Raw genomic sequence first — 20,058 nt, 5'->3', positions numbered from 1 at the left:
CGATGGTGGACGCACGCACGCAGGAGCGGGTGGAGGCGCTGGAGGTCAAGGCCGCCTTCACCGAAGACCTGCTGGACCAGCTTAACCTGACCATCTACCGCCAGCAGCAACAGATCGACGAGTTGGCGCGCACCGTGGCGCAGTTGCGCCAGCAGGTGCCCGAGGGGGGCGGCGCCACCGTGCGCAGCCTGCGCGACGAACTGCCGCCGCATTACTGAGGTTTACGTCAAATTGGCCGCTAGCGCCCGTCCATCAAGCGCTAGCAGCTCTTATTTATATAGCGAAGGCTGCCCCATGCAATACCGCTTTCTTGGCAAGAGCCAGCTCCAGGTGTCCACGCTGTGCCTGGGCACGATGATGTTCGGCGACCAGACGGATAAGGCCGAGGCCGCTTCCATCGTGGCCCACGCGCGTGCGCATGGCGTGAACTACATGGACACGGCCGACGTGTACACCAAGGGCGCGTCCGAGCGCATGCTGGGCACGCTGCTGCAGGGCCAGCGCCACGACTGGGTGTTGGCCACCAAGCTGGGCAACAAGATGTCTGAACGGCCCAACGAGGGCCGCTACTCGCGCGCCTGGATGCTGCGCGAGGTGGAAGCCAGCCTGACGCGGCTGCAGACGGACCATGTGGACATCCTCTACCTGCACCGCGACTACGAGGGCATGGACCTGGAGGAGCCGCTGTTCGCCATCGATGCGCTGCTGCGCGCGGGCAAGATCCGCTACTGGGGCGTGTCCAATTTCCGCGGCTGGCGTATTGCCGAGCTGGTGCACGGTGCGCGCCGCATCGGCATGCCCGGCCCCGTGGTGTGCCAGCCGTACTACAACCTGCTCAACCGCATGCCCGAGGTGGAGATCCTGCCGGCCTGCCAGCATTACGGGCTGGGCGTGACGCCCTACAGCCCCGTGGCGCGCGGTGTGTTGACCGGCAAGTACCTGCCAGGCCAGGCACCCCAGCAAGGCACACGTGCCGGGCGCGGCGACCGCCGCATGGGCGAGACCGAGTTCCGCGAGGAGTCGCTCCAGATCGCCCAGCAGCTCAAGCTGCATGCCGAGGCCCGGGGCATCACGCTTGCGCAGTTCGCCACGGCCTGGGTGCTGGCGCACCGCGGCGTCAGCTCCGTCATCGCCGGGCCGCGCACGCTGGCGCAGTGGCAAGACTACCTGCCGGCGCTGGACTATGCGGTCACGCCCGAGGACGAGGCGCTCATCGACAGCCTGGTGGCCCCCGGCCATCCGTCGACGCCGGGCTTCACCGACCCGGCCTATCCGCTGCAGGCGCGCCGCGCCTGACGCCCGAGGACCGGCGCCATGTATCCCTACGTCTTTGCATTGCACCTGCTGGCCGCCACCGTCTGGACCGGCGGCCATCTGGTGCTGGCATTCACCGTGCTGCCGCGCGCGCTGCGCCAGCGGTCGCCCCAGGCGCTGCTGGACTTCGAGCAGGGCTACGAACACGTGGGCATGCCCGCGCTGCTCATCCAGGTCGCCACCGGGCTGTGGATGGCCTTGCAACTCGTGCCCGACTGGGGGCGGTGGTTCAGCCCTGATGCGCCACTGGAACGCGCCGTGTCGCTCAAGCTCGCGCTGCTGGCCGCCACGCTGTTGGTGGCCGCCCATGCGCGGTTGCGCGTCATTCCCACGCTGAGCGCACGCACGCTGCCGCTGATGGCGTGGCACGTGGCGGCCGTCACGCTGCTGTCGGTGGGCTTCGTGCTCACGGGCATCGCGTTCCGCTACGGTGGACTGGGGATGTGATGGAAGGGGCGGGTCCCGCGGTGCCGGGCTGCGATGCGCGGCGCCTGCAGTTGCTGCTGACGCGCGAGATGCCGTTTGGCAAACACCGTGGCACGGTGATCGCCGATCTGCCCGCCAACTACCTGCATTGGTTCGCCCGCGAGGGGTTTCCGCGCGGCGAGATCGGCCAGCTTCTCGCGCTGATGTACGAGCTGGACCATAACGGCTTGCGCGATCTGCTGGCCCCGCTGCGCGCTGCGCCAGGGCGGTGAGCGGCAGTCGCGGGCCGCTTTCACGCTTTTTACGCAAGGGCGCGGAGCGCCGCCATGCGGGCCCCGTCCGCGCCTACCGGCTCACGCCCGTTGGCGCGCGCCGCTGACGGGCATCAGCCGCCGCTGCACGAACATGCCGAGCCGCTGCCGCAGCCCTGCGAGGCGCCGGCCTCGAACTGCGGGAACAGCACGTTGTTCTCCAGGTGGATGTGGTTCACCAGGTCGTCGCTGAGCTGCGCGAGGCCCGCATACAGCGCGCGCCAGGTGTTGCAGGCGCCCATGGGCGGGGTGATGTCGTTGGTCAGGCGCGCGATCTGCTCCAGTGCCTCGCCGTGGTCCACGTGCTCGCTGCGCATCATGCCGATGGGTTGGGTCACGAAGGCGTTGCCGCCGCTGCGCAGCATGGGGAACAGGATGGCTTCCTCCTTGTGCATGTGGGTCAGCAGCTCCTGCTGCATCTCTTCCAGCGCGTCGGCCAGGCCGTGCGGCGTGTTGGGGTTGTCGCGGTGCACGGCTTCCACGCGGCGCGCCATGCGCACCAGCTCGGGCAACTGGGCGCGGTGCACCTCGTGGTAGCGCGCGACGATGTGGTCGATCAGTTCCGTGGGTGTGCCCGCGTCGGGCAGCTCGTTGGGGCGTTGCAGGGCGGAAAGCTCATCCACCACGGCCTGCAGGTCCAGGCCTTTGTCCGCGGCCGCCTGTTCCAGCGGCACTTGGCCGCCGCAGCAGAAGTCCAGCTTCAGGCGGCGGAACACGGCGGTCGCGCCAGGCAGTTCAACGGCAATCTGGCCGATGGCCTGACGGGGGTCGAGGGAGGGAGATGTGGCGGTATTCATGGGGCTTCCTTAAAGGTTCACTTGTGATGAATATTTTATTCATTAAAATCCACATAGAGTGAATCTTTGTGTGAACCCTTGGTGCAACCATGCGACTGACCCAGTGGACCGACTACACGCTGCGCGTGCTCATGTACTGCGCCGCCTGCCAGGAGCGCGAGCAGCCCGTGACCATCAGCGAGGTGGCCGAGGCACACGGCATCTCGCGCAGCCATCTCACGAAGATCGTGCAGCAACTCGCGGCCCAGGGGCTGCTGGACACCACGCGCGGGCGTGGTGGCGGCATGCGCCTGATGAAGCCCGCCAGCGAGATCAACCTGGGCCAGATCGTGCGCATGACGGAGACCGACTTCGACATGGTCGAGTGTTTCAATGCCGAGTTGAACCAATGCCGCATGAGCAGCCACTGCCGTCTGCAAGCCGTGCTGTCCGACGCCACGCGGGCCTACCTTGCAGTGCTGGACAGCTTCACCGTGGCCGATCTGGTCACCCCGTCCATCGCTGCGCAGCGGCAGGGCGGGGCGGCGCTGGTGCAGTCCATGCGCTGGGTGCCTGGGTTGCCCATCACCCGCCCCGAGACATTGGCATAGAAACAGGCTCCAGCGCTTTACCTGCAAGCGCGAAGCGCTCTACTTTTTGATGATTCAGGCCGCCAGCGGCGGCTCCAGCCACTGGCGCGCCGCCGCCATCACGCACTGGGTGAGGCGCTCCAGCGCCACCTGCGCCGTGCGCGGGTGGGCCCAGTACAGCGGCACGTCCATGGCGGTGTTCGGCAGCAACTGCACCAGACGGCCCTCGGCCAGTTGCTGGCCGATCAGCGTCAGCGGGTGCATGCCCCACCCCATGCCCACCTCGCAGGCGCGCACGTAGCCAAAGTTGGACGGCAGGAAGTGCCTGGGTGCATGCGTGCGCGACGTGAGGCCGTGCGCCTGCATCCATTGGTCTTGCAGCCGGTCCTTGCGGTCGAAGGTCATGATCGGCGCGCGCGCCAGCGTGGCCGCCGTCACACCGTCGGCAAAGTGCCGCGCAATGAATCCGGGGCTGGCGGCGGCCACATAGCGCATGGTGCCCAGCGGCCAGGTGTTGCAGCCGGCGATGGCCGTGCCCGTGGCGGTGACGGCGGCAATCACCTCGCCCTGGCGCAGCCGCTCGCCCGTGTGCTCCTGGTCGTCGATGCGCAGGTCCAGCAGTTCGTTGCCGCCCGCGGTGAAGGCGGCCATGGCGTCCATGAACCAGGTGGACAGCGAATCCGCGTTGACGGCCAGCTTGAGCGTTGGTGCCGGCGCGGGCATGTCGGGCAGCAGGTCGGGGTTGGTACGGCGCAACTGGTTTTCCAGCAGCGCCACCTGTTCCAGGTGCAGGCACAGCCGGCGTCCGGCGTCGGTGCCGGTGCAGGGGCTGCCGCGCTGCACCAGCACCTGTCCCACGCGCTCCTCCAACTGCTTGATGCGCTGCGACACGGCCGATGGCGTTACGTGCAGGCGGCGCGCCGCCCGCTCGAAGCTGCCTTCGCGCACCACGGCGGCCAAGGCTTCCAGTCCAGCGTAGTCCAGCATTCAGTTTTACTTAATATCGGTTAGAAGTTTGAAGTGTACTTAAATGAATGCGCGGCCTACCATCAGGCGCATGTTCACTCAACACGCCGCCGCTTCCTCCTGGCTCACGGGCTTCACCGTGTGCCTGTCGCTCATCGTCTCCATCGGAGCGCAGAACCTGTACGTGCTGCGCCAGGCGGTGCAGGGTCAACACGTGCGCGCCTGCGTGGCGTGGTGCGTGGCCAGCGACGCGCTGCTGGTGGCGCTGGGCGTGGCCGGCATGGCGCAGGTGCTGGGCCGTTCGCCCACGCTGGCGCATGCGCTGCAACTGGGCGGGGCGCTGTTCCTGCTGGCCTACGGCTTGTTTGCCTGGCATCGTGCTTTCTTCGCACCGGACGCGGGGCTGAACGCCTCGGGTGGCGAACGCGTGGCGCGCGGGGTGCTGGGCGTGCTCAGCGGCCTGGCCGTCATCACGCTGCTCAACCCGCATGTGTACCTGGACACGGTGGTGCTGATCGGCTCCATCGGTGCGCGCCAGGATGGTTGGCTCAAGTGGGTGTTCGTGCTGGGGGCGGCGTCGGCCAGCCTGACCTGGTTCGTGGTGCTGGCCTTCGCCGGGCGGCGCCTGCAGGGCGTGTTTGCCAACCCGCGCGCCTGGCGCGTGCTGGACACGCTGACGGGCGCGATGATGTTCGTGCTGGCCTGGTGGGTGTGGCAGGGTGCCTGACGTCGTGCCCCACCCATGAAAAAAGCGCTGCCGCGGCAGCGCTTTTCTTCGTACAGCGTTGCCGCTGCGCGGTGCGCGGTCAGAACGCGGGGACCACGGCGCCCTTGTACTTGTCCTGGATGAACTTCTTCACCTCGGGCGTGTGCAGCGCCTTGATCAGCTTGGCGATGTTGGGGTCGTTGGCGCGGTCGGCACGGGCCGCCACGATGTTGGTGTAGGGCGAGTCGGCGCCTTCGATGAACAGCGCATCCTTGGTGGGGTTGAGCTTGGCTTCGATCGCGTAGTTGGTGTTGATCAGGGCCAGGTCCACATCGGCCAGCGCACGCGGCAGCAGCGGGGCTTCGAGCTCCTTGAACTTGAGCTTCTTGGGGTTCTTCACCACGTCCAGCGGCGTGGGCGTGAGGCTCTTGGGATCCTTCAGCTCGATCAGGCCCTGCTTGGCCAGCAGGATCAGCGCGCGGCCGCCGTTGGAGGGATCGTTGGGAATGGCCACGGTGGCGCCGTCCTTCAAGTCCTTCACGTTCTTGATCTTGCTGGAGTAGGCGCCAAAGGGCTCCACGTGGATCTTGCCGTTGGGCACGGCCACCAGGCTGCTCTTGCGGTCCTTGTTGTAGCTGTCCAGGTAGGGCTGGTGCTGGAAGAAGTTGGCGTCCAGCTGCTTGTCCTCGACGGCGGCGTTGGGCTGCACGTAATCGCTGAATTCCTTGACCTGCAGGTCCAGGCCCTGGGCCTTGAGCTGGGGCTTCACGAAGTTCAGGATCTCCGCGTGCGGCACGGCCGTGGCGGCTACCTTGAGCACGTCGGCGGCTTGCGCGCCCAGCGCGGCAGCGGCCAGGGCAATGGCGGACAGGGTTTTCTTCAGCATGGAGAACGGTTTCCTTGTAGCGGTGACTTGAGAGCACCGCCCTGTGCAAGAGGGCGATGGCCAGGGTGTGAAGTGTAAGCGGGACGACTCAGCCGCAAGTCGTTTTTATTTTTATATTCATATATGGAATGGGTTCTTTATCCTATGAAATTTTGCCAAAAAACCATTCAAGCGCTTATTTAAAAAGCGCTAACAGCTATGAATATGAGAGCTTCAATGGGTTGCCGTATGAGACTCAGCGCAGCACTTCCAGCAGCCGGTCCAGTCCACCCTGGTTGATGGCCACGCGGGCCTGTGCGCGCACGGCGGGCTTGGCGTGGTAGGCCACGGACAGCCCGGCCGCGCCCATCATGGGCAGGTCGTTGGCCCCGTCGCCCACGGCGATGGTCTGGCGCGCGTCGATGCCCATCAGCGAGGCGACCTCCAGCAGGGTGCGCCGTTTTTCCGCGCCGTCGCAGATGTCGCCCCAGGGTTGGTCCACCATGCGGCCGGTGAGCAGGCCGTTCTCGATCTCCAGCACGTTGGAGCGTGCGAAGTCGATCCCCAGGTGCGCCTTCACGCGGTCGGAGAAGAAAGTGAATCCACCCGAAACGAGCAGCGTGGCCAGCCCCGCGGCCTTGGCGGCGGCGATGAGTTCGGCCGCGCCGGGGTTGAAGCGCAGGCGCTCGGTGAACACGCGCTCCAGGTGGTCCGTGCCCACGCCCTTGAGCAGCGCCACGCGCTGGCGCAGGCTTTCCTTGTAGTCGGCGATCAGGCCCTGCATGGCGGCCTCGGTGATGGCAGCCACCTCGGCCTTGCGGCCGGCGGCGTCGGCGATCTCGTCCACGCATTCGATGCTGATGAGCGTGGAGTCCATGTCGAAGGCGATGAGCTTGTAGTCGGCCAGCCGCAGCGGCGGCGTGATGCCCTGCACGACGAGACCTGGGGCAAATTCAAAAGGAGTCTGGGACATGGAAGCGGAGTAGAGCGGATGCGAAAAAGAGGGATTGTCGTTCAGGGCTTGGGCAGGTACAGCTGGTCGGACCAGGTGGCCAGCCACCCGGGCTTGAAGGCCACGAACACCGCGCACAGCATGCCCGTGACCATGCCATCGCCCCAGGCCATGAGCCAGCGCGCCACCAGCGACAACTGCTCGCCCACGCCCGGCAGCACATGGCCCGCCCATTGCGACAGCGAGCCTGCCACGAACACGCACAGCGCCGTGCCCAGGAAGCCCCGGCCCAGCACGTAGATGAAGATGCGCACGCCGGTGAGCGCACGCGCGCCCGCCAGGCGCCGCAGCAGCACGCCCACGAGCAGCGCGAGCGTGGCGGGGACGATGCCCTGCCACACGGCCAGGCCCAGCGCGTCGCCCCAGCCCAGGCTGGGCGAGACCAGCGCGGCGATCGTGCCGACGGCCAGCAGGGCCGGAACCGCCAGCGGCCAGCCCAGCATGAGCAGCACCAGGCAGGCGCCTGACCACTGCAGCTGCAGCGGCATGCGGTGCAGCGTAGGCAGGGCCCAGGCCCAGGGCAGCAGCACGAGCGTGGCGAGCAGCGGCGTCCACAGCGTGGCAGGTGCGCCATGGGCCTCGTGCGCCAACGGTTTGCGGCTGCCCAGCAGCCGCCAGGGCCGCGCGGCCAGCGCGAAGGCCAGTGCCAGCAGGGCGAGGGCGGCTTCCAGTGCCATGGATCTGCCTAGGCGGGGACGGCGGCCTGCGCCTCGGCCAGCGGCTGGCCCAGGCTGCGCAGCACGTCGCGCACCATCTGGGCGCGCGCGGCGGGGTCGGGCAGCTCGCGTTCGATGCGCAGCTTCTCATTGCCCGCCAGCTTGATGTGCTTGTTTTTCTGGATCAGGTGGATGATGGCCATCGGGTCCACCGGGGGCTGCGGCTTGAAGGTGATGGTGATCACGCCGGGGGCGGCATCCACCTTCACGACGCCGTAGGGCGCGGACAGCACGCGCAGACGGTGCACGTCGATCAGCGTCTGCGCCTGCGGCGGCAGCTTGCCGAAGCGGTCCACGATCTCTTCGAGCAGGCCATCGATCTGGTCGCCGGTCTTGGCCGTGGCCAGCTTCTTGTAGAACGACAGGCGCAGGTGCACATCGCCGCAATAGTCGTCGGGCAGCAGGGCCGGGGCGTGCAGGTTGATGTCGGTGGCGGCCTGCATGGGGGCGAGCAGGTCGGGCTCCTTGCCGGCCTTGAGCTGCTTCACGGCCTCGGCCAGCATCTCGTTGTAGAGCTGGAAGCCGATCTCCATCATGTTGCCGCTCTGGCTCTCGCCCAGCACCTCGCCCGCGCCGCGGATCTCCAGGTCGTGCATGGCCAGGTAGAAGCCGCTGCCCAGCTCCTCCATCTGCTGGATGGCGTCCAGGCGCTGCTGCGCCTGCTTGGTCAGGCCGTCGATGTCGGGCACCATCAGGTAGGCGTAGGCCTGGTGGTGGCTGCGCCCCACGCGCCCGCGCAACTGGTGCAGCTGCGCCAGGCCGAACTTGTCGGCGCGGCTGATGATGATGGTGTTGGCCGTGGGCACGTCGATGCCGGTCTCGATGATGGTCGAGCACAGCAGGATGTTGTAGCGCTGGGCCACGAAGTCGCGCATCACGCGCTCCAGCTCGCGCTCGGGCATCTGGCCGTGGGCCACGGCGATGTGCGCCTCGGGCAATATCTCTTCGAGCTTCTGGCGCCGGTTCTCGATGGTCTCGACCTCGTTGTGCAGGAAGTAGCACTGGCCGCCGCGCTTGAGCTCGCGCAGCACGGCCTCGCGGATCACGCCCGTGCCTTCGTTGCGCACGAAGGTCTTGATGGCCAGGCGCCGCTGCGGCGCGGTGGCGATCACGGACAGGTCGCGCAGCCCCTCCAGCGCCATGCCCATGGTGCGCGGGATCGGCGTGGCGGTGAGCGTGAGCACATCCACCTCGGCGCGGAACTGCTTCATCGCCTCCTTGTGGCGCACGCCGAAGCGGTGTTCCTCGTCGATGATGAGCAGGCCCAGGTTCTTGAACTGGGTCGATTCGCTGAGCAGCTTGTGCGTGCCCACGACGATGTCCACCGTGCCGTCGGCAATGCCTTTCACGGCGGCGGTGATCTCCTTGCCCGAGCGAAAGCGCGAGACCTCGGCCACCTTCACGGGCCACTTGCTGAAGCGGTCGCTCAGCGTGCGGTAGTGCTGCTCGGCCAGCAGCGTGGTGGGCGCCAGGAACGCCACCTGCTTGCCCCCGGCCACGGCCACGAAGCAGGCACGCAGTGCGACCTCGGTCTTGCCAAAGCCGACGTCGCCGCAGACCAGCCGGTCCATGGGGCGCGGGCTGATCATGTCCTGCACCACGGCGTGGATCGCGGCCTTCTGGTCCGCGGTCTCCTCGAAGCCGAAGTCGTTGGCGAACTGCTCGTAGTCGTTGGGCGAGTAGCGGAAGGCATGCCCCTCCCGCGCGGCGCGGCGGGCGTAGATGTTGAGCAGCTCGGCCGCGGCGTCGCGCACCTGCTCGGCGGCCTTGCGCTTGGCCTTTTCCCACTGGCCGCTGCCCAGCTTGTGCAGCGGGGCCTCGTCGGCAGACACGCCCGTGTAGCGGCCGATGAGTTGTAGCTGACTCACAGGCACGTAGAGCACGGCCTTGTCGGCGTATTCCAGGTGCAGGAACTCCTGCAGCGCGGGGCTGCCGTCGGGGTTCTTGTTGCCCACATCCATGTGGATGAGGCCGCGGTAGCGCCCGATGCCGTGCTGGTTGTGCACCACGGGGTCGCCCACCTTCAGCTCGGACAGGTCCTTGATCAGCGCTTCGACGTCGCTGGCCTGCTCCTGCTTCTTGCGCCGGCGCGTGGTGGAGCCAGCGGCGAACAGCTCGGTCTCGGTGACCAGGTCCAGGCCTTCTTCCATCCACGCGAAGCCCGAGGCCAGCGCCGCCGTGGCGATGCCCACACGTTCCTCGGGCGTGGACTGGAACTCAGCCAGCGAGTCGAAGGCCGGCGGGTTCAACCCCGAGGCCCGCAGGAAATCCAGCAGGCTCTCGCGCCGGCCGTCGCTTTCAGCCAGCAGCAGCACGCGCTGGCCGGTCTGCCCGGTGGCGCGGATGTGCGCCTGCAGCCGCGCCAGCGGGTCCTCGGCGCCGCGCACCACGGACAGGTCGGGCAGCTTCTGGAACTGCGCGTTGTCCGCCACGTCTTCCACACCGGGGCGCAGCGACAACTGGGCATGCTGGTTGGCCTGGGCGTAGAACTGCTCGGCGCCCAGGAACAGCGCCTCCGGCGGCAGGGTGGGGTGGTCCGGGTCGCCCTGGATCAGGCGGTAGCGGTCGCGCGTGTCCTGCCAGAAGCGCTGGAAGGCTGTCTCTAGGTCGCCGTGCAGCACCACGGTGGCTTCGTTGCCCAGGTAATCGAACACGGTGGCCGTCTCATCGAAGAACAGCGGCAGGTAGTACTCGATGCCCGCCGTGGCCACACCGTTGCCCATGTCCTTGTAGATGCGGCTGCGCGTGGGATCGCCCTCCAGCAGCTCGCGCCAGCGCTGGCGGAACTTGGCGCGCGCCGCGTCGTCCATGGGGAACTCGCGCCCGGGCAGCAGGCGCACCTCGGGCACCGGGTAGAGGCTGCGCTGGCTGTCGGGGTCGAACGTGCGGATGGAGTCGATCTCGTCGTCGAACAGGTCCACCCGGTACGGCACGGCCGAACCCATCGGGAACAGGTCGATCAACCCGCCGCGCACCGCGTATTCGCCATGGCCCACCACCTGGGACACATGCTGGTAGCCCGCGAGCGTGAGCTGGGCGCGCAGCTTGGCCTCGTCCAGCTTCTGCTTGACCTTGAAATGGAAGGTGTAGCCCGCGAGGAACGACGGCGGCGCCAGCCGGTACAGCGCCGTGGTGGCCGGCACCAGCACCACGTCGGCGCCCGTGTCCTTGTCGCGCTGCTGGATGCGCCAGAGTGTGGCCAGCCGCTCGCTGATCAGGTCCTGGTGCGGCGAGAAGCTGTCGTAGGGCAGCGTTTCCCAGTCGGGAAACAGCGCGCAGCGCAACTCGGGCGCGAAGAAGGCCATCTCGTCGATGAGGCGCTGGGCGTCGGTTGCATCGGCGGTGACGATGGCGGTGGTGCGGCCTGCGGCCTTTTCACGCTCGCCCAGGCGGGCCAGCAGCAAGGCGTCGGCGCTGCCCACGGGGCGGGGCAGGGTGAATCGTTTTCCGGGGGAGAGTTTGGGCAGCTGCATGCAGGTGGCGTCGCCCCATGGTGTGGGATAGGGCGCAGGACACGGAGCAGTGTGCGCCACGAGGCTCAAGACGACGACCGGGGATTTTAGAATGCCCGCCCATGACCGACCTGCTGCCGCCCACCACCCCTGCTCGCCCTGTGGCCGGGCGCTTCTGGGGGCTGGTGCCCTGCGCCGGCACCGGCACGCGCGCCGTGCGCAGGGGCGGGCAGGACGGCCCCCCCGTGCTGCCCAAGCAGTACCACACGGTGGCGGGTCACCCGATGGTGCTGCACACGCTGGCGGCCTTTGCGGGCGTGGCGCGCCTGGCGGGCACGCTGGTGGCCGTGGCCGCGGGCGACACCTTCTTCGACGGTCACCCCCACCCGGCCTTCTTTGCCGTGCCCTGCGGCGGGCCCGCGCGCGCCGACACGGTGCTGGGCGGCCTGAAGGCCCTGCAATCGCGCGGCGCGCAGGATGAGGACTGGGCGCTGGTGCACGATGCGGCGCGCTGCCTGGTGACGGCGCAGCAGATCGATGCGCTCATCGACGCCTGCCAGCACGACAGCGTGGGCGGGCTGCTGGCGCATAAGCTGGCGGACACGCTCAAGGTGGCGAGCGACGGCCCCGGTGGCGTGCGCGTGGCAGCCACCGTGGACCGCAGCGACAAATGGCTGGCGCAGACGCCGCAGATGTTCCGCATCGGTGCGCTGCGCCATGCGCTGGAGCGGGTGGGCGCCACCGCCACCGACGAGGCCAGTGCCATGGAGGCCATGGGCCTGCGCCCGCGCCTGGTGCCTGGCGGCGCGCAGAACTTCAAGGTGACCTACCCCGAGGACTTCGCGCTGGCCGAGGCCGTGCTGGCCCAGCGCATGCACGGCGCCACGCTGGAGCGCTTTGGCGGCGAACGCGGCGCCGCGGCGAGCGACCCGGTCAAGACTTTCTTTTCTTCCAAGGCATGAGGGCGGCGAACGCAATGGGCATGAATTTCAGAATCGGCGAAGGGTGGGACGTGCATGCGCTGGTGCCCGGGCGGCGCCTGGTCATCGGCGGGGTGGAGATCCCGCACGCCATGGGCTTGCTGGGCCATTCCGATGCCGATGTGCTGCTGCATGCCATCACCGATGCGCTGCTGGGCGCTGCGGCGCTGGGCGACATCGGCAGCCACTTCCCCGACACCGACGCGCGCTTCAAGGGCGCGGACTCGGTGGCGCTGCTGGAGGAGGCGGCGCGCCGCGTGGGCGACACGGGCTACGCCATCGGCAACATTGACAGCACAGTCGTTGCGCAGGCGCCGCGCCTGGCGGCGCACATCCCCGCCATGCGCGAGCGCATCGCCGGCGCGCTGGGCCTGGTGCTGGACCAAGTGAACGTGAAGGCCAAGACCGCCGAGCGCCTGGGCCCCGTGGGGCAGGGCCTGTCCATCGAGGCGCGCGCCGCCGTGTTGCTATTCAAAAAATAGCTGCTTGCGCTGGAAGAGTGCCGGTTTCCGGCAGGAAACGCTGTAAATCAGCCACGCAGCAAGCGCTGGCTGCTATCAATTTTGCTGAGATGGCGGCACACCGCTGCGCGGTGGCAGGTGGCGCTTGATCTGCGGGCGCTGCAGGCGCTGCTGGGGGTCCTGGCCCTGCCGTAGATTCATCGCGCGCTGCAACTGGATGTGGGCCACCAGCCCGCCCGAGCCCGAGTTGGCCAGCGCGAAGATGCCCCCCATGCGCTGCACGGTCTTGTCCACGATCGACAGGCCCAGGCCCGCGCCGGCCGCGGCCGTGCGCGCGGAGTCGCCGCGAAAGAACGGTTTGGTGAGGTTGGCCAGTTGCTCGGGTGGTGCGCCGGGCCCGTGGTCGCGCAGCTTCATCAGCACCCACTTCTCGCGCGCCTTGGCGGCGATGTCCACGGTGGTGATGCCGGTTTCGCGGTTCTTGCCGTAGCGACGGGCGTTCTCCAGCAGGTTGGAGATCACGCGCGCCAGCTCCACCTCGTCGGCCATCACGATCAGGTCCTCGGGCACGTTCATCGAGATCTGCAACTCGCGGTGGTCCTGCACCGCGTACACGCAGGACGACACCACGCCATGCAGGTTGACGGGGCTCAGGGCCACCGTGGTGTCGGGCCGCGCATAGTCCAGGAACTTGTCGATGGTGGCGTCCAACTGCACGATGTCGGCCACCATGTGCTCGCGCGCCACGTCGTCGGTGACGCTCATCTCGGTTTCCAGGCGCAGCCGCGCCAACGGCGTGCGCAGGTCGTGCGAGATGCCGGCCAGCATCACCGCGCGGTCCTGCTCCAGCTTGGCGAGCTTTTGCGCCATGCGGTTGAAGCCGATGTTGACCTCGCGGATCTCGCTGGTCACGGCCTCTTCGTCCAGGCGGCTGTTGGCAAAGTCGCCGTCGCGCACGCGGTTGGCCGCGTCGCTGAGCTGCTTGAGCGGACGGTTGATCAGCCGCGCGATGACGGCGGCACCCGCCAGCGACAGCGCGCCTGCGGTGATCAACCAGATCATCCAGGTCTTGCCGCCAGCGGCACTCAGGCGCGAACGGTCCATCAGCATCCAGTTGGGGTCGCCATTGATGGTGAAGCCCACCCACAGCCCCTTCTCGCCATTCACGCTGGCGGCCACGATGGTGCCGGGCCCCAGGCGCTGGGTGAGTTCTTCGGTCAGGCGCGAGCCGAGCGGGGAGGGCGAGAGCAGCTCGAACTTGTCACCCGGCTCGCGCGGCAGGATGCGCACGCCCTCCTGGTCGGCCATGGTCTTGAGCAGCGACACGCGCGCGATGGCGTCGGAGTGAATGAGCGCCGCGCGGCTCAGGTTGACCAACGATGCAATCTGCTGCGCCGTCTGCAGAGCGCGGGGCTCGAACTCCAGCGCGCGCAGCGTCTGCAGCCACGCCATGATGCTGCCGATCAGCAGCACCGCCAGCAGGAAGAAGGTGCGCCAGAAGAGGTTCAGCCCCACGCGCGCACGCTGGGCCCGCCGGCTGGCGGACGTTTCCAGCGGCGCGGGGCTGGTGGCATCGGAAGGCGCGTCGTGGGTGGCGCTCATGTCAAGGTGGCGTGCAAGCGGTCATGCAGGGCACGGCGTGCCGATGGAGTGGGCCGCCGTTCCTTTCGGATGGGATGCCCTGGTCAGTTCGTGCCGTCCGGCACGAACACGTAGCCCACACCCCAAACGGTCTGGATGTAGCGCGGCGCGGCGGCGTCCACCTCGACCAGCTTGCGCAGGCGCGAGATCTGCACGTCCAGGCTGCGGTCGAACGGCTCGAACTCGCGCCCGCGCGCCAGCAGCGCGAGCTTTTCGCGCGACAGCGGCTGGCGCGGGTGGCGCACCAGGGCTTTCAGCATGGCGAATTCGCCCGTGGTCAGCGGCAGTTCCTCGCCGTTCTTTTGCAGCGCGCGCGTGCCCAGGTCGAAGGTGAAGGGGCCGAAGGTCACCACTTCGTTGTCGCCCGACGGTGCGCCCGGGGCCTCCTGCGGCGGGCGGCGGCGCAGCACGGCGTGGATGCGGGCCAGCAGTTCGCGCGGGTTGAAGGGCTTGCCCAGGTAGTCGTCGGCGCCCACTTCCAGGCCCACGATGCGGTCCACGTCCTCGCCCTTGGCGGTCAGCATGATGATGGGCGTGCGGTCATTGGCCGCGCGCAGGCGCCGGCAGATCGACAGGCCGTCTTCACCCGGCATCATCAGGTCCAGCACGATCAGGTCCACGGTCTCGCGCAGCAGGATGCGGTTGAGGGCCTTGCCGTCTTCCGCGACCATAACTTCAAAGCCTTCCTGGGTGAGGTAGCGGCGCAGCAGGTCGCGGATGCGCGCATCGTCATCCACCACGAGAACTTTGTCGGTACGGTTGGTTGTTGAAGCCATGCTTTCTTTCCCAGTCCAATTTGTAACAGAGCCGATTCTGACCAGCTTGCGAACGGAAAGTCCGGTTTTACCCCGGGGTCTGACCAACTGTTACAGGTTTTGCGACACCTCGCAACGACATTACCCGGCATTCATGCCAGCGCTGCGCTGACGCGGTTAGCGTCGGTCCTGGGGCATGCTGCACATGCCCGTACAACGTCAACCCAAGAAAAGGAACACCATGCAAAGAACTATAAAAACAATAGCTGCTTGCGCACTGATGGCGGGCGCTGTGGCCGCTTACGCTCAGAATCCTTTGGCGCCGCCGCAGAACGTGCTGCAGCTCTCCGCATCGGGCACGGTGCAGGTGCAGCAGGACTTGCTGGTGCTGACGCTGGCCGCCACCAAGGAAGCCGCGGACGCCGCAGGCGTGCAAACGCAACTCAAACAGGCGCTGGACGCCGCGCTGGCCGAAGCCCGCCGCGCCGCCCAGCCGCAGCAGATGGACGTGCGCACGGGGGCCTTCGGCATGTACCCGCGCTACGGCAAGGACGGCAAGATCACCGGCTGGCAGGGCCGCGCCGAGCTGGTGCTGGAAGGGCGCGACTTCCCGCGCATCACGGCCACGGCGGGCAAGATCCAGAGCATGTCCATCAGCCAGATCGCATTCGACCTGTCGCGCGAGGCGCGGGCCAAGGTGGAGACCGAGGCCCAGGCACAGGCCATCGAGGCCTTCAAGGCACGCGCCTCCGAACTGGCGCGGGGCTTTGGTTTTGGCGGCTACTCGCTGCGCGAGGTGGCGGTGAACAGCAATGAGATGTCGCCCGGCCCGCGCCCGCGCATGATGGCCATGGAGGCCAAGGCAGCATCCTATGCGTCCGACGCTCCCGTGCCTGTGGAGGCCGGCAAGGCCCAGGTGGTGGTGACGGTGGCTGGCTCGGTGCAGCTCAAGTGACCCCAGCGGCCGCTATCAGCCATTTTGGACTGCAGCGCCCGCCAATCGGGCGTTACCAGCTATCTTGTTGATAGCGATCTTACTGCGCCACCCAGCCGCCGTCCATATTCCATGCCACGCCGCGCACGTTGTTGGCGGCGGCCGAGCAGAAGAACACGGCCAGTTCACCCAGCTCTTCGGGTGTGGTGAACTGCATGGAGGGCTCCTTCTCGCCCAGCAGCACTTTCTTGGCTTCTTCATTGGAGATGCCCAGCGCGGCGGCCTTGGCGTCCACCTGCTTTTGCACCAGCGGCGTGAGCACCCAGCCGGGGCAGATCGCGTTGCAGGTCACGCCCGTCGGGGCGGTCTCCAGCGCCGTCACCTTGGTCAGGCCCACGATGCCGTGCTTGGCCGCCACGTAGGCCGACTTCTGCGCCGATCCCACCAGGCCGTGTACCGACGCCACGTTGATGATGCGGCCCCAGTCATTGGCCAGCATGCCGGGCAGTGCCAGGCGCGTGGTGTGGAAGGCGCTGGTCAAGTTGATGGCGATGATGGCGTCCCACTTCTCCACGGGGAAGTCCTGCACGCTGGCCACGTGCTGGATGCCGGCGTTGTTGACCAGGATGTCCACGCGGCCGAACTGGGATGCGGCGTACTTGAGCATGTCCTCGATCTCCGCGGGGCGGCTCATGTCCGCGCCGTGGTAGGCCACGCGGGCGCCTGCGGCCTCGCCGGCGGCCAGCACCTCGGCGCGCGGACCGTCCACGTCGCCAAAGCCGTTGAGCACGATGTTCGCCCCCTGGCGCGCGAGCGCCTTGGCGATGCCCAGGCCGATGCCGCTGGTGGAGCCGGTGACGAGGGCGGTTTTGCCGTTCAACATGAGAGTCTCTCCGAATGAATTAGGATGCAGCGCAGGCATTATCGAGCGCTGCATGACGGTACCGTTTCCATGATTCAACCTACGCTGAAATACGTACCGTGCCCCGGCCCCGCGGCCGCCGGCCACCCGGAACAAGGCCATCGCATGGCCTACTGGGAGTGGAACGAGACGGGCGACGCGGCCCATCCCCATGTGATCATCTGCGTCCACGGGCTGGCACGCCAGGGGCGGGACTTCGACACCCTGGCACGCGCGCTGGCCCGCCATGCGCGCGTGGTCTGCCCCGATGTCGTGGGGCGCGGACGCAGCCATTGGCTGGCCGATCCGATGCAATACCAATTGCCGGTGTACGCGGCCGACATGCGGGCCTTGCTGGTCCAGCTGCATAGCCAGGGCCCCATCGCCACCCTGGATTGGGTGGGCACGAGCATGGGCGGGCTCATCGGCACGGGCCTGTGCGGCCAGCCGGGAGTGTTGCCGGTACCCGTGCGGCGCCTGGTGCTCAACGATGTGGGACCGCGGGTGGAGTGGCAGGCGCTCGCGCGCATCGGCCAGTACCTGGGCCAGCCCGCGCATTTCGCGACGCTGCAGCAGGCGGCCGACGCGCTGTGGGCGGTGTCGCGCAGCTTCGGGCCGCACACACCTGCGCAGTGGCTGGAACTGTCTCGCGCCATGGTGCGCGAGGCGCCCCAAGGGGGCTTGGCCCTGCACTACGACCCGGCGATCGCCGTGCCCTTTCGCGCCCTCACGCCCGAGGCCGCGCTGGCGGGTGAGCAGCAGCTATGGCAGCTGTACGACCAGATCCCGGCCCAGGTGCTGCTGCTGCGCGGCGCGGACTCGGACCTGTTGTCCAGCGCCACGGCGCGCGAGATGACCGCGCGCGGCCCGCGTGCGCGGCTGGTGGAGTTCGCCGGCGTGGGCCACGCGCCGACGCTGGTGCAGCCGGACCAGGTGGCCGTGGTCGCGCAGTTCCTGCTGGAGCGGCAGGAGGAGTTGACAGCATGAAGAGCAGTTCCATCGGCCATCTGCCCATGGGGCAGGGCGCGGCCGCCGGGCCCCGACCCGAGGCGGTGCCGCAGCTCATCGCAGCCACCGCGCAGGCGGGACCGGAGCATGCCGACGCCCTGGTGCGCGCCCGCGCCTTTGCCGAGCCGCTCTTGATCGGCGAAACGTTGGAAACCGGAGAGAACACCCTCGTCCATGCCGATGCGGTGTCCGCCATCCTCAAGCACCTGGGCGGCTCGGAAACCATGCAGGCGGCGGTCTATCTGGTGTATGCCTGCTCGCACCTGAACAAGCCCGAGGAAGTGATCACCAAGGCCTTCGGTAGCAATTTCGCCGCGCTGGCGCTGGAGACCACCAAGCTCATGCGCGTGCAACTGCAGGCGCGCGAGGCGCAGGTGACGGGCCAGCAGGTGGACGATGCGGCCACGCAGACCGAGAACGTGCGCAAGATGCTGCTGGCCTTCTCGCGCGACCTGCGCGTGGTGATGCTGCGCCTGGCGTCCCGCCTGCAGACGCTGCGCTTTTATGCCGCAGCCAAGCGCCCGGTATCGCCGGCCATCGCGCGCGAGGCGCTGCAGGTGTTCGCGCCGCTGGCCAACCGCCTGGGCATCTGGCAGATGAAGTGGGAGCTGGAAGATCTGGCCTTCCGCTTCCTGGAGCCCGAGACCTATAAGGAGGTGGCCCGCCTGCTCGACGAGAAGCGCGTGGAGCGCGAGCTGTACATGGAGCAGGTGCGCAGCCGTCTCGAATCCGAGCTGCGCGCGCGCAGCATCAGTGCCAGCGTGCAGGGCCGGCCCAAGCACATCTACAGCATCGTCAAGAAGATGCGCGGCAAGTCGCTGAACTTCGACCAGGTGTTCGACATCCGTGCGCTGCGTGTGGTGGTGCCGAGCGTCAAAGACTGCTATGCCGCTTTGAGCTGGGTGCACAGCCAGTTCAAGCCCATCGAGGCGGAGTTCGACGACTACATCGCCCGCCCCAAGCCCAATGGCTACCAGTCGCTGCACACCGTGGTGCGCGACGAGGCGGGCAAGGCCATCGAGATACAAATCCGCACCCAGGCCATGCACGACCATGCCGAGCATGGCGTGGCCGCGCACTGGGCCTACAAGGAGGCGGGCACCAAGGGCTACGCCGGCGTGTCGGCCAGCAGCGAGTACGACGCCAAGATCGCCGTACTGCGCCAGCTGCTGGCGTGGGAGCGCGACCTGGTGGGCTCCGCCAGCCGCAGCGGGTTGTTCGAAGACCGCATTTATGTGCTGACCCCGGACGCGGCCGTGGTGGAACTGCCCCAGGGCGCCACGCCCGTGGACTTCGCCTATGCCGTGCACACCAGCGTCGGCCACCGCTGCCGGGGCGCGCGTGTCGACGGCAACATGGTGCCGCTGAACACGCCGCTGCAGAACGGCCAGACGGTGGAGATCATCACCGTGAAGGAAGGGCGTCCTTCGCGCGACTGGCTCAACCCGGAACTGGGCTACCTCACCAGCAACCGCGCGAAGGCCAAGGTGCGCGCGTGGTTCAACGCACAGGCCACCCATGCCACGGTGGCGCGCGGCCGCGAGCTGGTGGAAAAGCTGCTACAGCGCGAGGGCAAGACGGCCCTCAAGCTTGACGACCTGGCGGTGCAGCTGGGCTTCAAGTCGGCCGAGGCCTTGTTCGAAGTGGTGGGCAAGGACGAATTCTCGCTGCGCAGCATCGAGACCCTGTTGCGCCCACCCGAGCCAGCGGTCGACGAGCCTGACGTGCTGCTCAAGAAGGCGCGCACACCCGACGGCGCGCCCAAGGGCGGCGTGCTGGTGGTGGGCGTGGATTCCCTCATGACGCAGTTGGCCAAGTGCTGCAAGCCCGCGCCGCCCGATGAGATCCGTGGTTTCGTCACGCGCGGCAAGGGCGTGAGCGTGCACCGCGCCGACTGCAGCAACTTCCGCGAGATGGCGGCGCGCAATGCGGAGCGCGTGATCGACGTGGAGTGGGGAAAGTCGCAGCGCGCTGCCGGAGAAGCCGCCGTCTACCCCGTGGACGTGGCGGTGGAAGCCTCGGACCGCCAGGGCCTGCTGCGCGACATCTCGGAAGTGTTCGCCCGTGAGAAGACCAACGTCATCGGCGTGCAAACACAGTCCGTCAAGGGAACGGCATGGATGACCTTCACCGTGGAGGTGTCCGATGCGGGGCGGCTCAACAAGGTGCTGGGTATCGTGGCCGCGGTGCAGGGGGTGCGGTCGGCGCGCCGGCGATGACGGCCGCCAGGGCCGAGGCGGCATT

At 67.9% G+C, this 20,058-nt stretch carries 20 protein-coding genes; 11 read left to right on the top strand and 9 right to left on the bottom strand.

The window, feature by feature from the left end; translation table 11 throughout:
* Positions 1-2 precede the first annotated feature (2 nt).
* The 4 genes from K2L43_RS13520 to K2L43_RS13505 all read left to right on the top strand — a co-directional run bounded on the left by K2L43_RS13520 (position 3) and on the right by K2L43_RS13505 (position 2,012).
* Positions 3-218, top strand: coding sequence for a SlyX family protein (locus tag K2L43_RS13520; protein WP_011806292.1), 216 nt, complete (start codon positions 3-5; stop codon positions 216-218).
* Positions 219-294: 76 nt separating this feature from the next.
* Entirely contained in the window at positions 295-1,296 is a 1,002-nt protein-coding gene (locus K2L43_RS13515; RefSeq protein WP_041836072.1) for an aldo/keto reductase, read from the top strand.
* 18 nt (positions 1,297-1,314) lie between these two features.
* The gene (locus tag K2L43_RS13510; RefSeq protein ID WP_220637762.1) at positions 1,315-1,761 is read left to right on the top strand and encodes a CopD family protein; all 447 of its coding nucleotides are present in this window, start codon (positions 1,315-1,317) and stop codon (positions 1,759-1,761) included.
* Positions 1,761-2,012, top strand: coding sequence for a DUF3820 family protein (locus K2L43_RS13505; RefSeq protein WP_015913885.1), 252 nt, complete (start codon positions 1,761-1,763; stop codon positions 2,010-2,012). Before K2L43_RS13510 ends, K2L43_RS13505 begins: the two co-directional genes overlap by 1 nt.
* A gap of 113 nt (positions 2,013-2,125) precedes the next feature.
* Here K2L43_RS13505 and ytfE read toward each other — a convergent pair whose 3' ends face one another.
* Positions 2,126-2,848 (bottom strand): iron-sulfur cluster repair protein YtfE, encoded by a 723-nt coding sequence (gene ytfE, locus K2L43_RS13500; RefSeq protein ID WP_015913884.1) that lies wholly within the window; start codon positions 2,846-2,848, stop codon positions 2,126-2,128.
* Between the two features lie 89 nt (positions 2,849-2,937).
* Between ytfE and K2L43_RS13495 the strand changes: the two genes are divergently transcribed.
* Positions 2,938-3,438 (top strand): Rrf2 family transcriptional regulator, encoded by a 501-nt coding sequence (locus K2L43_RS13495; RefSeq protein ID WP_011806287.1) that lies wholly within the window; start codon positions 2,938-2,940, stop codon positions 3,436-3,438.
* Positions 3,439-3,492: 54 nt separating this feature from the next.
* On the opposite strand, the gene K2L43_RS13490 is transcribed toward K2L43_RS13495, so the two are convergent.
* Entirely contained in the window at positions 3,493-4,404 is a 912-nt protein-coding gene (locus K2L43_RS13490; RefSeq protein ID WP_047349479.1) for an HTH-type transcriptional regulator ArgP, read from the bottom strand.
* A gap of 70 nt (positions 4,405-4,474) precedes the next feature.
* On the opposite strand from K2L43_RS13490, the gene K2L43_RS13485 reads away from it, so the two are divergent.
* Positions 4,475-5,110: a LysE/ArgO family amino acid transporter gene (locus K2L43_RS13485; RefSeq protein ID WP_015913881.1), complete on the top strand. Its 636-nt coding sequence runs from the start codon at positions 4,475-4,477 to the stop codon at positions 5,108-5,110.
* Positions 5,111-5,189: 79 nt separating this feature from the next.
* Here K2L43_RS13485 and K2L43_RS13480 read toward each other — a convergent pair whose 3' ends face one another.
* The 4 genes from K2L43_RS13480 to mfd all read right to left on the bottom strand — a co-directional run bounded on the left by K2L43_RS13480 (position 5,190) and on the right by mfd (position 11,155).
* A complete protein-coding gene (locus K2L43_RS13480; RefSeq protein WP_103737489.1) occupies positions 5,190-5,975 on the bottom strand; it encodes a MetQ/NlpA family ABC transporter substrate-binding protein in 786 nt (261 codons plus the stop codon).
* Positions 5,976-6,210: 235 nt separating this feature from the next.
* The gene (serB, locus tag K2L43_RS13475) at positions 6,211-6,927 is read right to left on the bottom strand and encodes a phosphoserine phosphatase SerB (RefSeq protein ID WP_011806283.1); all 717 of its coding nucleotides are present in this window, start codon (positions 6,925-6,927) and stop codon (positions 6,211-6,213) included.
* A gap of 41 nt (positions 6,928-6,968) precedes the next feature.
* Positions 6,969-7,643 carry a hypothetical protein gene (locus K2L43_RS13470; protein ID WP_220637761.1) on the bottom strand — a complete coding sequence of 225 codons (675 nt, stop codon included), beginning with the start codon at positions 7,641-7,643 and terminating at the stop codon, positions 6,969-6,971.
* Positions 7,644-7,651: 8 nt separating this feature from the next.
* On the bottom strand, positions 7,652-11,155 hold the full coding sequence (mfd, locus tag K2L43_RS13465; RefSeq protein WP_220637760.1) for a transcription-repair coupling factor: 3,504 nt from the start codon (positions 11,153-11,155) through the stop codon (positions 7,652-7,654).
* 101 nt (positions 11,156-11,256) lie between these two features.
* Here mfd and K2L43_RS13460 point away from each other — a divergent pair, with 101 nt between their 5' ends.
* Complete coding sequence (locus K2L43_RS13460) at positions 11,257-12,096, top strand: 2-C-methyl-D-erythritol 4-phosphate cytidylyltransferase (protein WP_015913878.1); 840 nt, start codon at positions 11,257-11,259, stop codon at positions 12,094-12,096.
* Positions 12,097-12,116: 20 nt separating this feature from the next.
* Complete coding sequence (gene ispF, locus K2L43_RS13455) at positions 12,117-12,596, top strand: 2-C-methyl-D-erythritol 2,4-cyclodiphosphate synthase (protein WP_220637759.1); 480 nt, start codon at positions 12,117-12,119, stop codon at positions 12,594-12,596.
* A 75-nt stretch (positions 12,597-12,671) separates the two neighbouring features.
* Here the strand turns inward: ispF and K2L43_RS13450 are convergent, their stop codons facing one another.
* Together K2L43_RS13450 and ompR are read right to left on the bottom strand one after the other, a co-directional pair.
* On the bottom strand, positions 12,672-14,177 hold the full coding sequence (locus tag K2L43_RS13450) for an ATP-binding protein (RefSeq protein ID WP_220637758.1): 1,506 nt from the start codon (positions 14,175-14,177) through the stop codon (positions 12,672-12,674).
* Positions 14,178-14,260: 83 nt separating this feature from the next.
* The gene (gene ompR / locus K2L43_RS13445; protein WP_011806277.1) at positions 14,261-14,992 is read right to left on the bottom strand and encodes a two-component system response regulator OmpR; all 732 of its coding nucleotides are present in this window, start codon (positions 14,990-14,992) and stop codon (positions 14,261-14,263) included.
* 220 nt (positions 14,993-15,212) lie between these two features.
* Between ompR and K2L43_RS13440 the strand changes: the two genes are divergently transcribed.
* On the top strand, positions 15,213-15,926 hold the full coding sequence (locus K2L43_RS13440; RefSeq protein WP_220637757.1) for an SIMPL domain-containing protein: 714 nt from the start codon (positions 15,213-15,215) through the stop codon (positions 15,924-15,926).
* A 79-nt stretch (positions 15,927-16,005) separates the two neighbouring features.
* Here K2L43_RS13440 and K2L43_RS13435 read toward each other — a convergent pair whose 3' ends face one another.
* On the bottom strand, positions 16,006-16,788 hold the full coding sequence (locus K2L43_RS13435) for a 3-hydroxybutyrate dehydrogenase (protein WP_011806275.1): 783 nt from the start codon (positions 16,786-16,788) through the stop codon (positions 16,006-16,008).
* A 69-nt stretch (positions 16,789-16,857) separates the two neighbouring features.
* Between K2L43_RS13435 and K2L43_RS13430 the strand changes: the two genes are divergently transcribed.
* Both K2L43_RS13430 and K2L43_RS13425 read left to right on the top strand, forming a co-directional pair.
* The gene (locus tag K2L43_RS13430; RefSeq protein ID WP_220637756.1) at positions 16,858-17,793 is read left to right on the top strand and encodes an alpha/beta fold hydrolase; all 936 of its coding nucleotides are present in this window, start codon (positions 16,858-16,860) and stop codon (positions 17,791-17,793) included.
* A gap of 26 nt (positions 17,794-17,819) precedes the next feature.
* Positions 17,820-20,033, top strand: coding sequence for a bifunctional (p)ppGpp synthetase/guanosine-3',5'-bis(diphosphate) 3'-pyrophosphohydrolase (locus K2L43_RS13425; RefSeq protein WP_238526600.1), 2,214 nt, complete (start codon positions 17,820-17,822; stop codon positions 20,031-20,033).
* Positions 20,034-20,058 lie beyond the last annotated feature (25 nt).

This window comes from Diaphorobacter sp. MNS-0 (genome assembly GCF_019602835.1).
Lineage (GTDB): Bacteria > Pseudomonadota > Gammaproteobacteria > Burkholderiales > Burkholderiaceae_C > Diaphorobacter > Diaphorobacter nitroreducens.
The sequence above is the reverse complement of the archived record's forward strand: the minus strand, read 5'-3'. Positions and strand labels throughout refer to the sequence as shown.

Excerpts from the sequence above, each read along its gene's own strand:
- K2L43_RS13440 (WP_220637757.1), top strand. The coding sequence starts at position 15,213 with ATGCAAAGAACTATAAAAACAATAGCTGCTTGCGCACTGATGGCGGGC.
- K2L43_RS13490 (WP_047349479.1), bottom strand. The coding sequence starts at position 4,404 with ATGCTGGACTACGCTGGACTGGAAGCCTTGGCCGCCGTGGTGCGCGAA.
- mfd (WP_220637760.1), bottom strand. The coding sequence starts at position 11,155 with ATGCAGCTGCCCAAACTCTCCCCCGGAAAACGATTCACCCTGCCCCGC.
- K2L43_RS13495 (WP_011806287.1), top strand. The coding sequence starts at position 2,938 with ATGCGACTGACCCAGTGGACCGACTACACGCTGCGCGTGCTCATGTAC.
- K2L43_RS13435 (WP_011806275.1), bottom strand. The coding sequence starts at position 16,788 with ATGTTGAACGGCAAAACCGCCCTCGTCACCGGCTCCACCAGCGGCATC.
- serB (WP_011806283.1), bottom strand. The coding sequence starts at position 6,927 with ATGTCCCAGACTCCTTTTGAATTTGCCCCAGGTCTCGTCGTGCAGGGC.
- K2L43_RS13515 (WP_041836072.1), top strand. The coding sequence starts at position 295 with ATGCAATACCGCTTTCTTGGCAAGAGCCAGCTCCAGGTGTCCACGCTG.
- K2L43_RS13480 (WP_103737489.1), bottom strand. The coding sequence starts at position 5,975 with ATGCTGAAGAAAACCCTGTCCGCCATTGCCCTGGCCGCTGCCGCGCTG.
- K2L43_RS13430 (WP_220637756.1), top strand. The coding sequence starts at position 16,858 with ATGATTCAACCTACGCTGAAATACGTACCGTGCCCCGGCCCCGCGGCC.
- K2L43_RS13505 (WP_015913885.1), top strand. The coding sequence starts at position 1,761 with ATGGAAGGGGCGGGTCCCGCGGTGCCGGGCTGCGATGCGCGGCGCCTG.
- K2L43_RS13450 (WP_220637758.1), bottom strand. The coding sequence starts at position 14,177 with ATGAGCGCCACCCACGACGCGCCTTCCGATGCCACCAGCCCCGCGCCG.
- K2L43_RS13425 (WP_238526600.1), top strand. The coding sequence starts at position 17,820 with ATGGGGCAGGGCGCGGCCGCCGGGCCCCGACCCGAGGCGGTGCCGCAG.
- K2L43_RS13520 (WP_011806292.1), top strand. The coding sequence starts at position 3 with ATGGTGGACGCACGCACGCAGGAGCGGGTGGAGGCGCTGGAGGTCAAG.
- ispF (WP_220637759.1), top strand. The coding sequence starts at position 12,117 with ATGAATTTCAGAATCGGCGAAGGGTGGGACGTGCATGCGCTGGTGCCC.
- K2L43_RS13460 (WP_015913878.1), top strand. The coding sequence starts at position 11,257 with ATGACCGACCTGCTGCCGCCCACCACCCCTGCTCGCCCTGTGGCCGGG.
- ytfE (WP_015913884.1), bottom strand. The coding sequence starts at position 2,848 with ATGAATACCGCCACATCTCCCTCCCTCGACCCCCGTCAGGCCATCGGC.
- K2L43_RS13485 (WP_015913881.1), top strand. The coding sequence starts at position 4,475 with ATGTTCACTCAACACGCCGCCGCTTCCTCCTGGCTCACGGGCTTCACC.
- ompR (WP_011806277.1), bottom strand. The coding sequence starts at position 14,992 with ATGGCTTCAACAACCAACCGTACCGACAAAGTTCTCGTGGTGGATGAC.
- K2L43_RS13510 (WP_220637762.1), top strand. The coding sequence starts at position 1,315 with ATGTATCCCTACGTCTTTGCATTGCACCTGCTGGCCGCCACCGTCTGG.
- K2L43_RS13470 (WP_220637761.1), bottom strand. The coding sequence starts at position 7,643 with ATGGCACTGGAAGCCGCCCTCGCCCTGCTGGCACTGGCCTTCGCGCTG.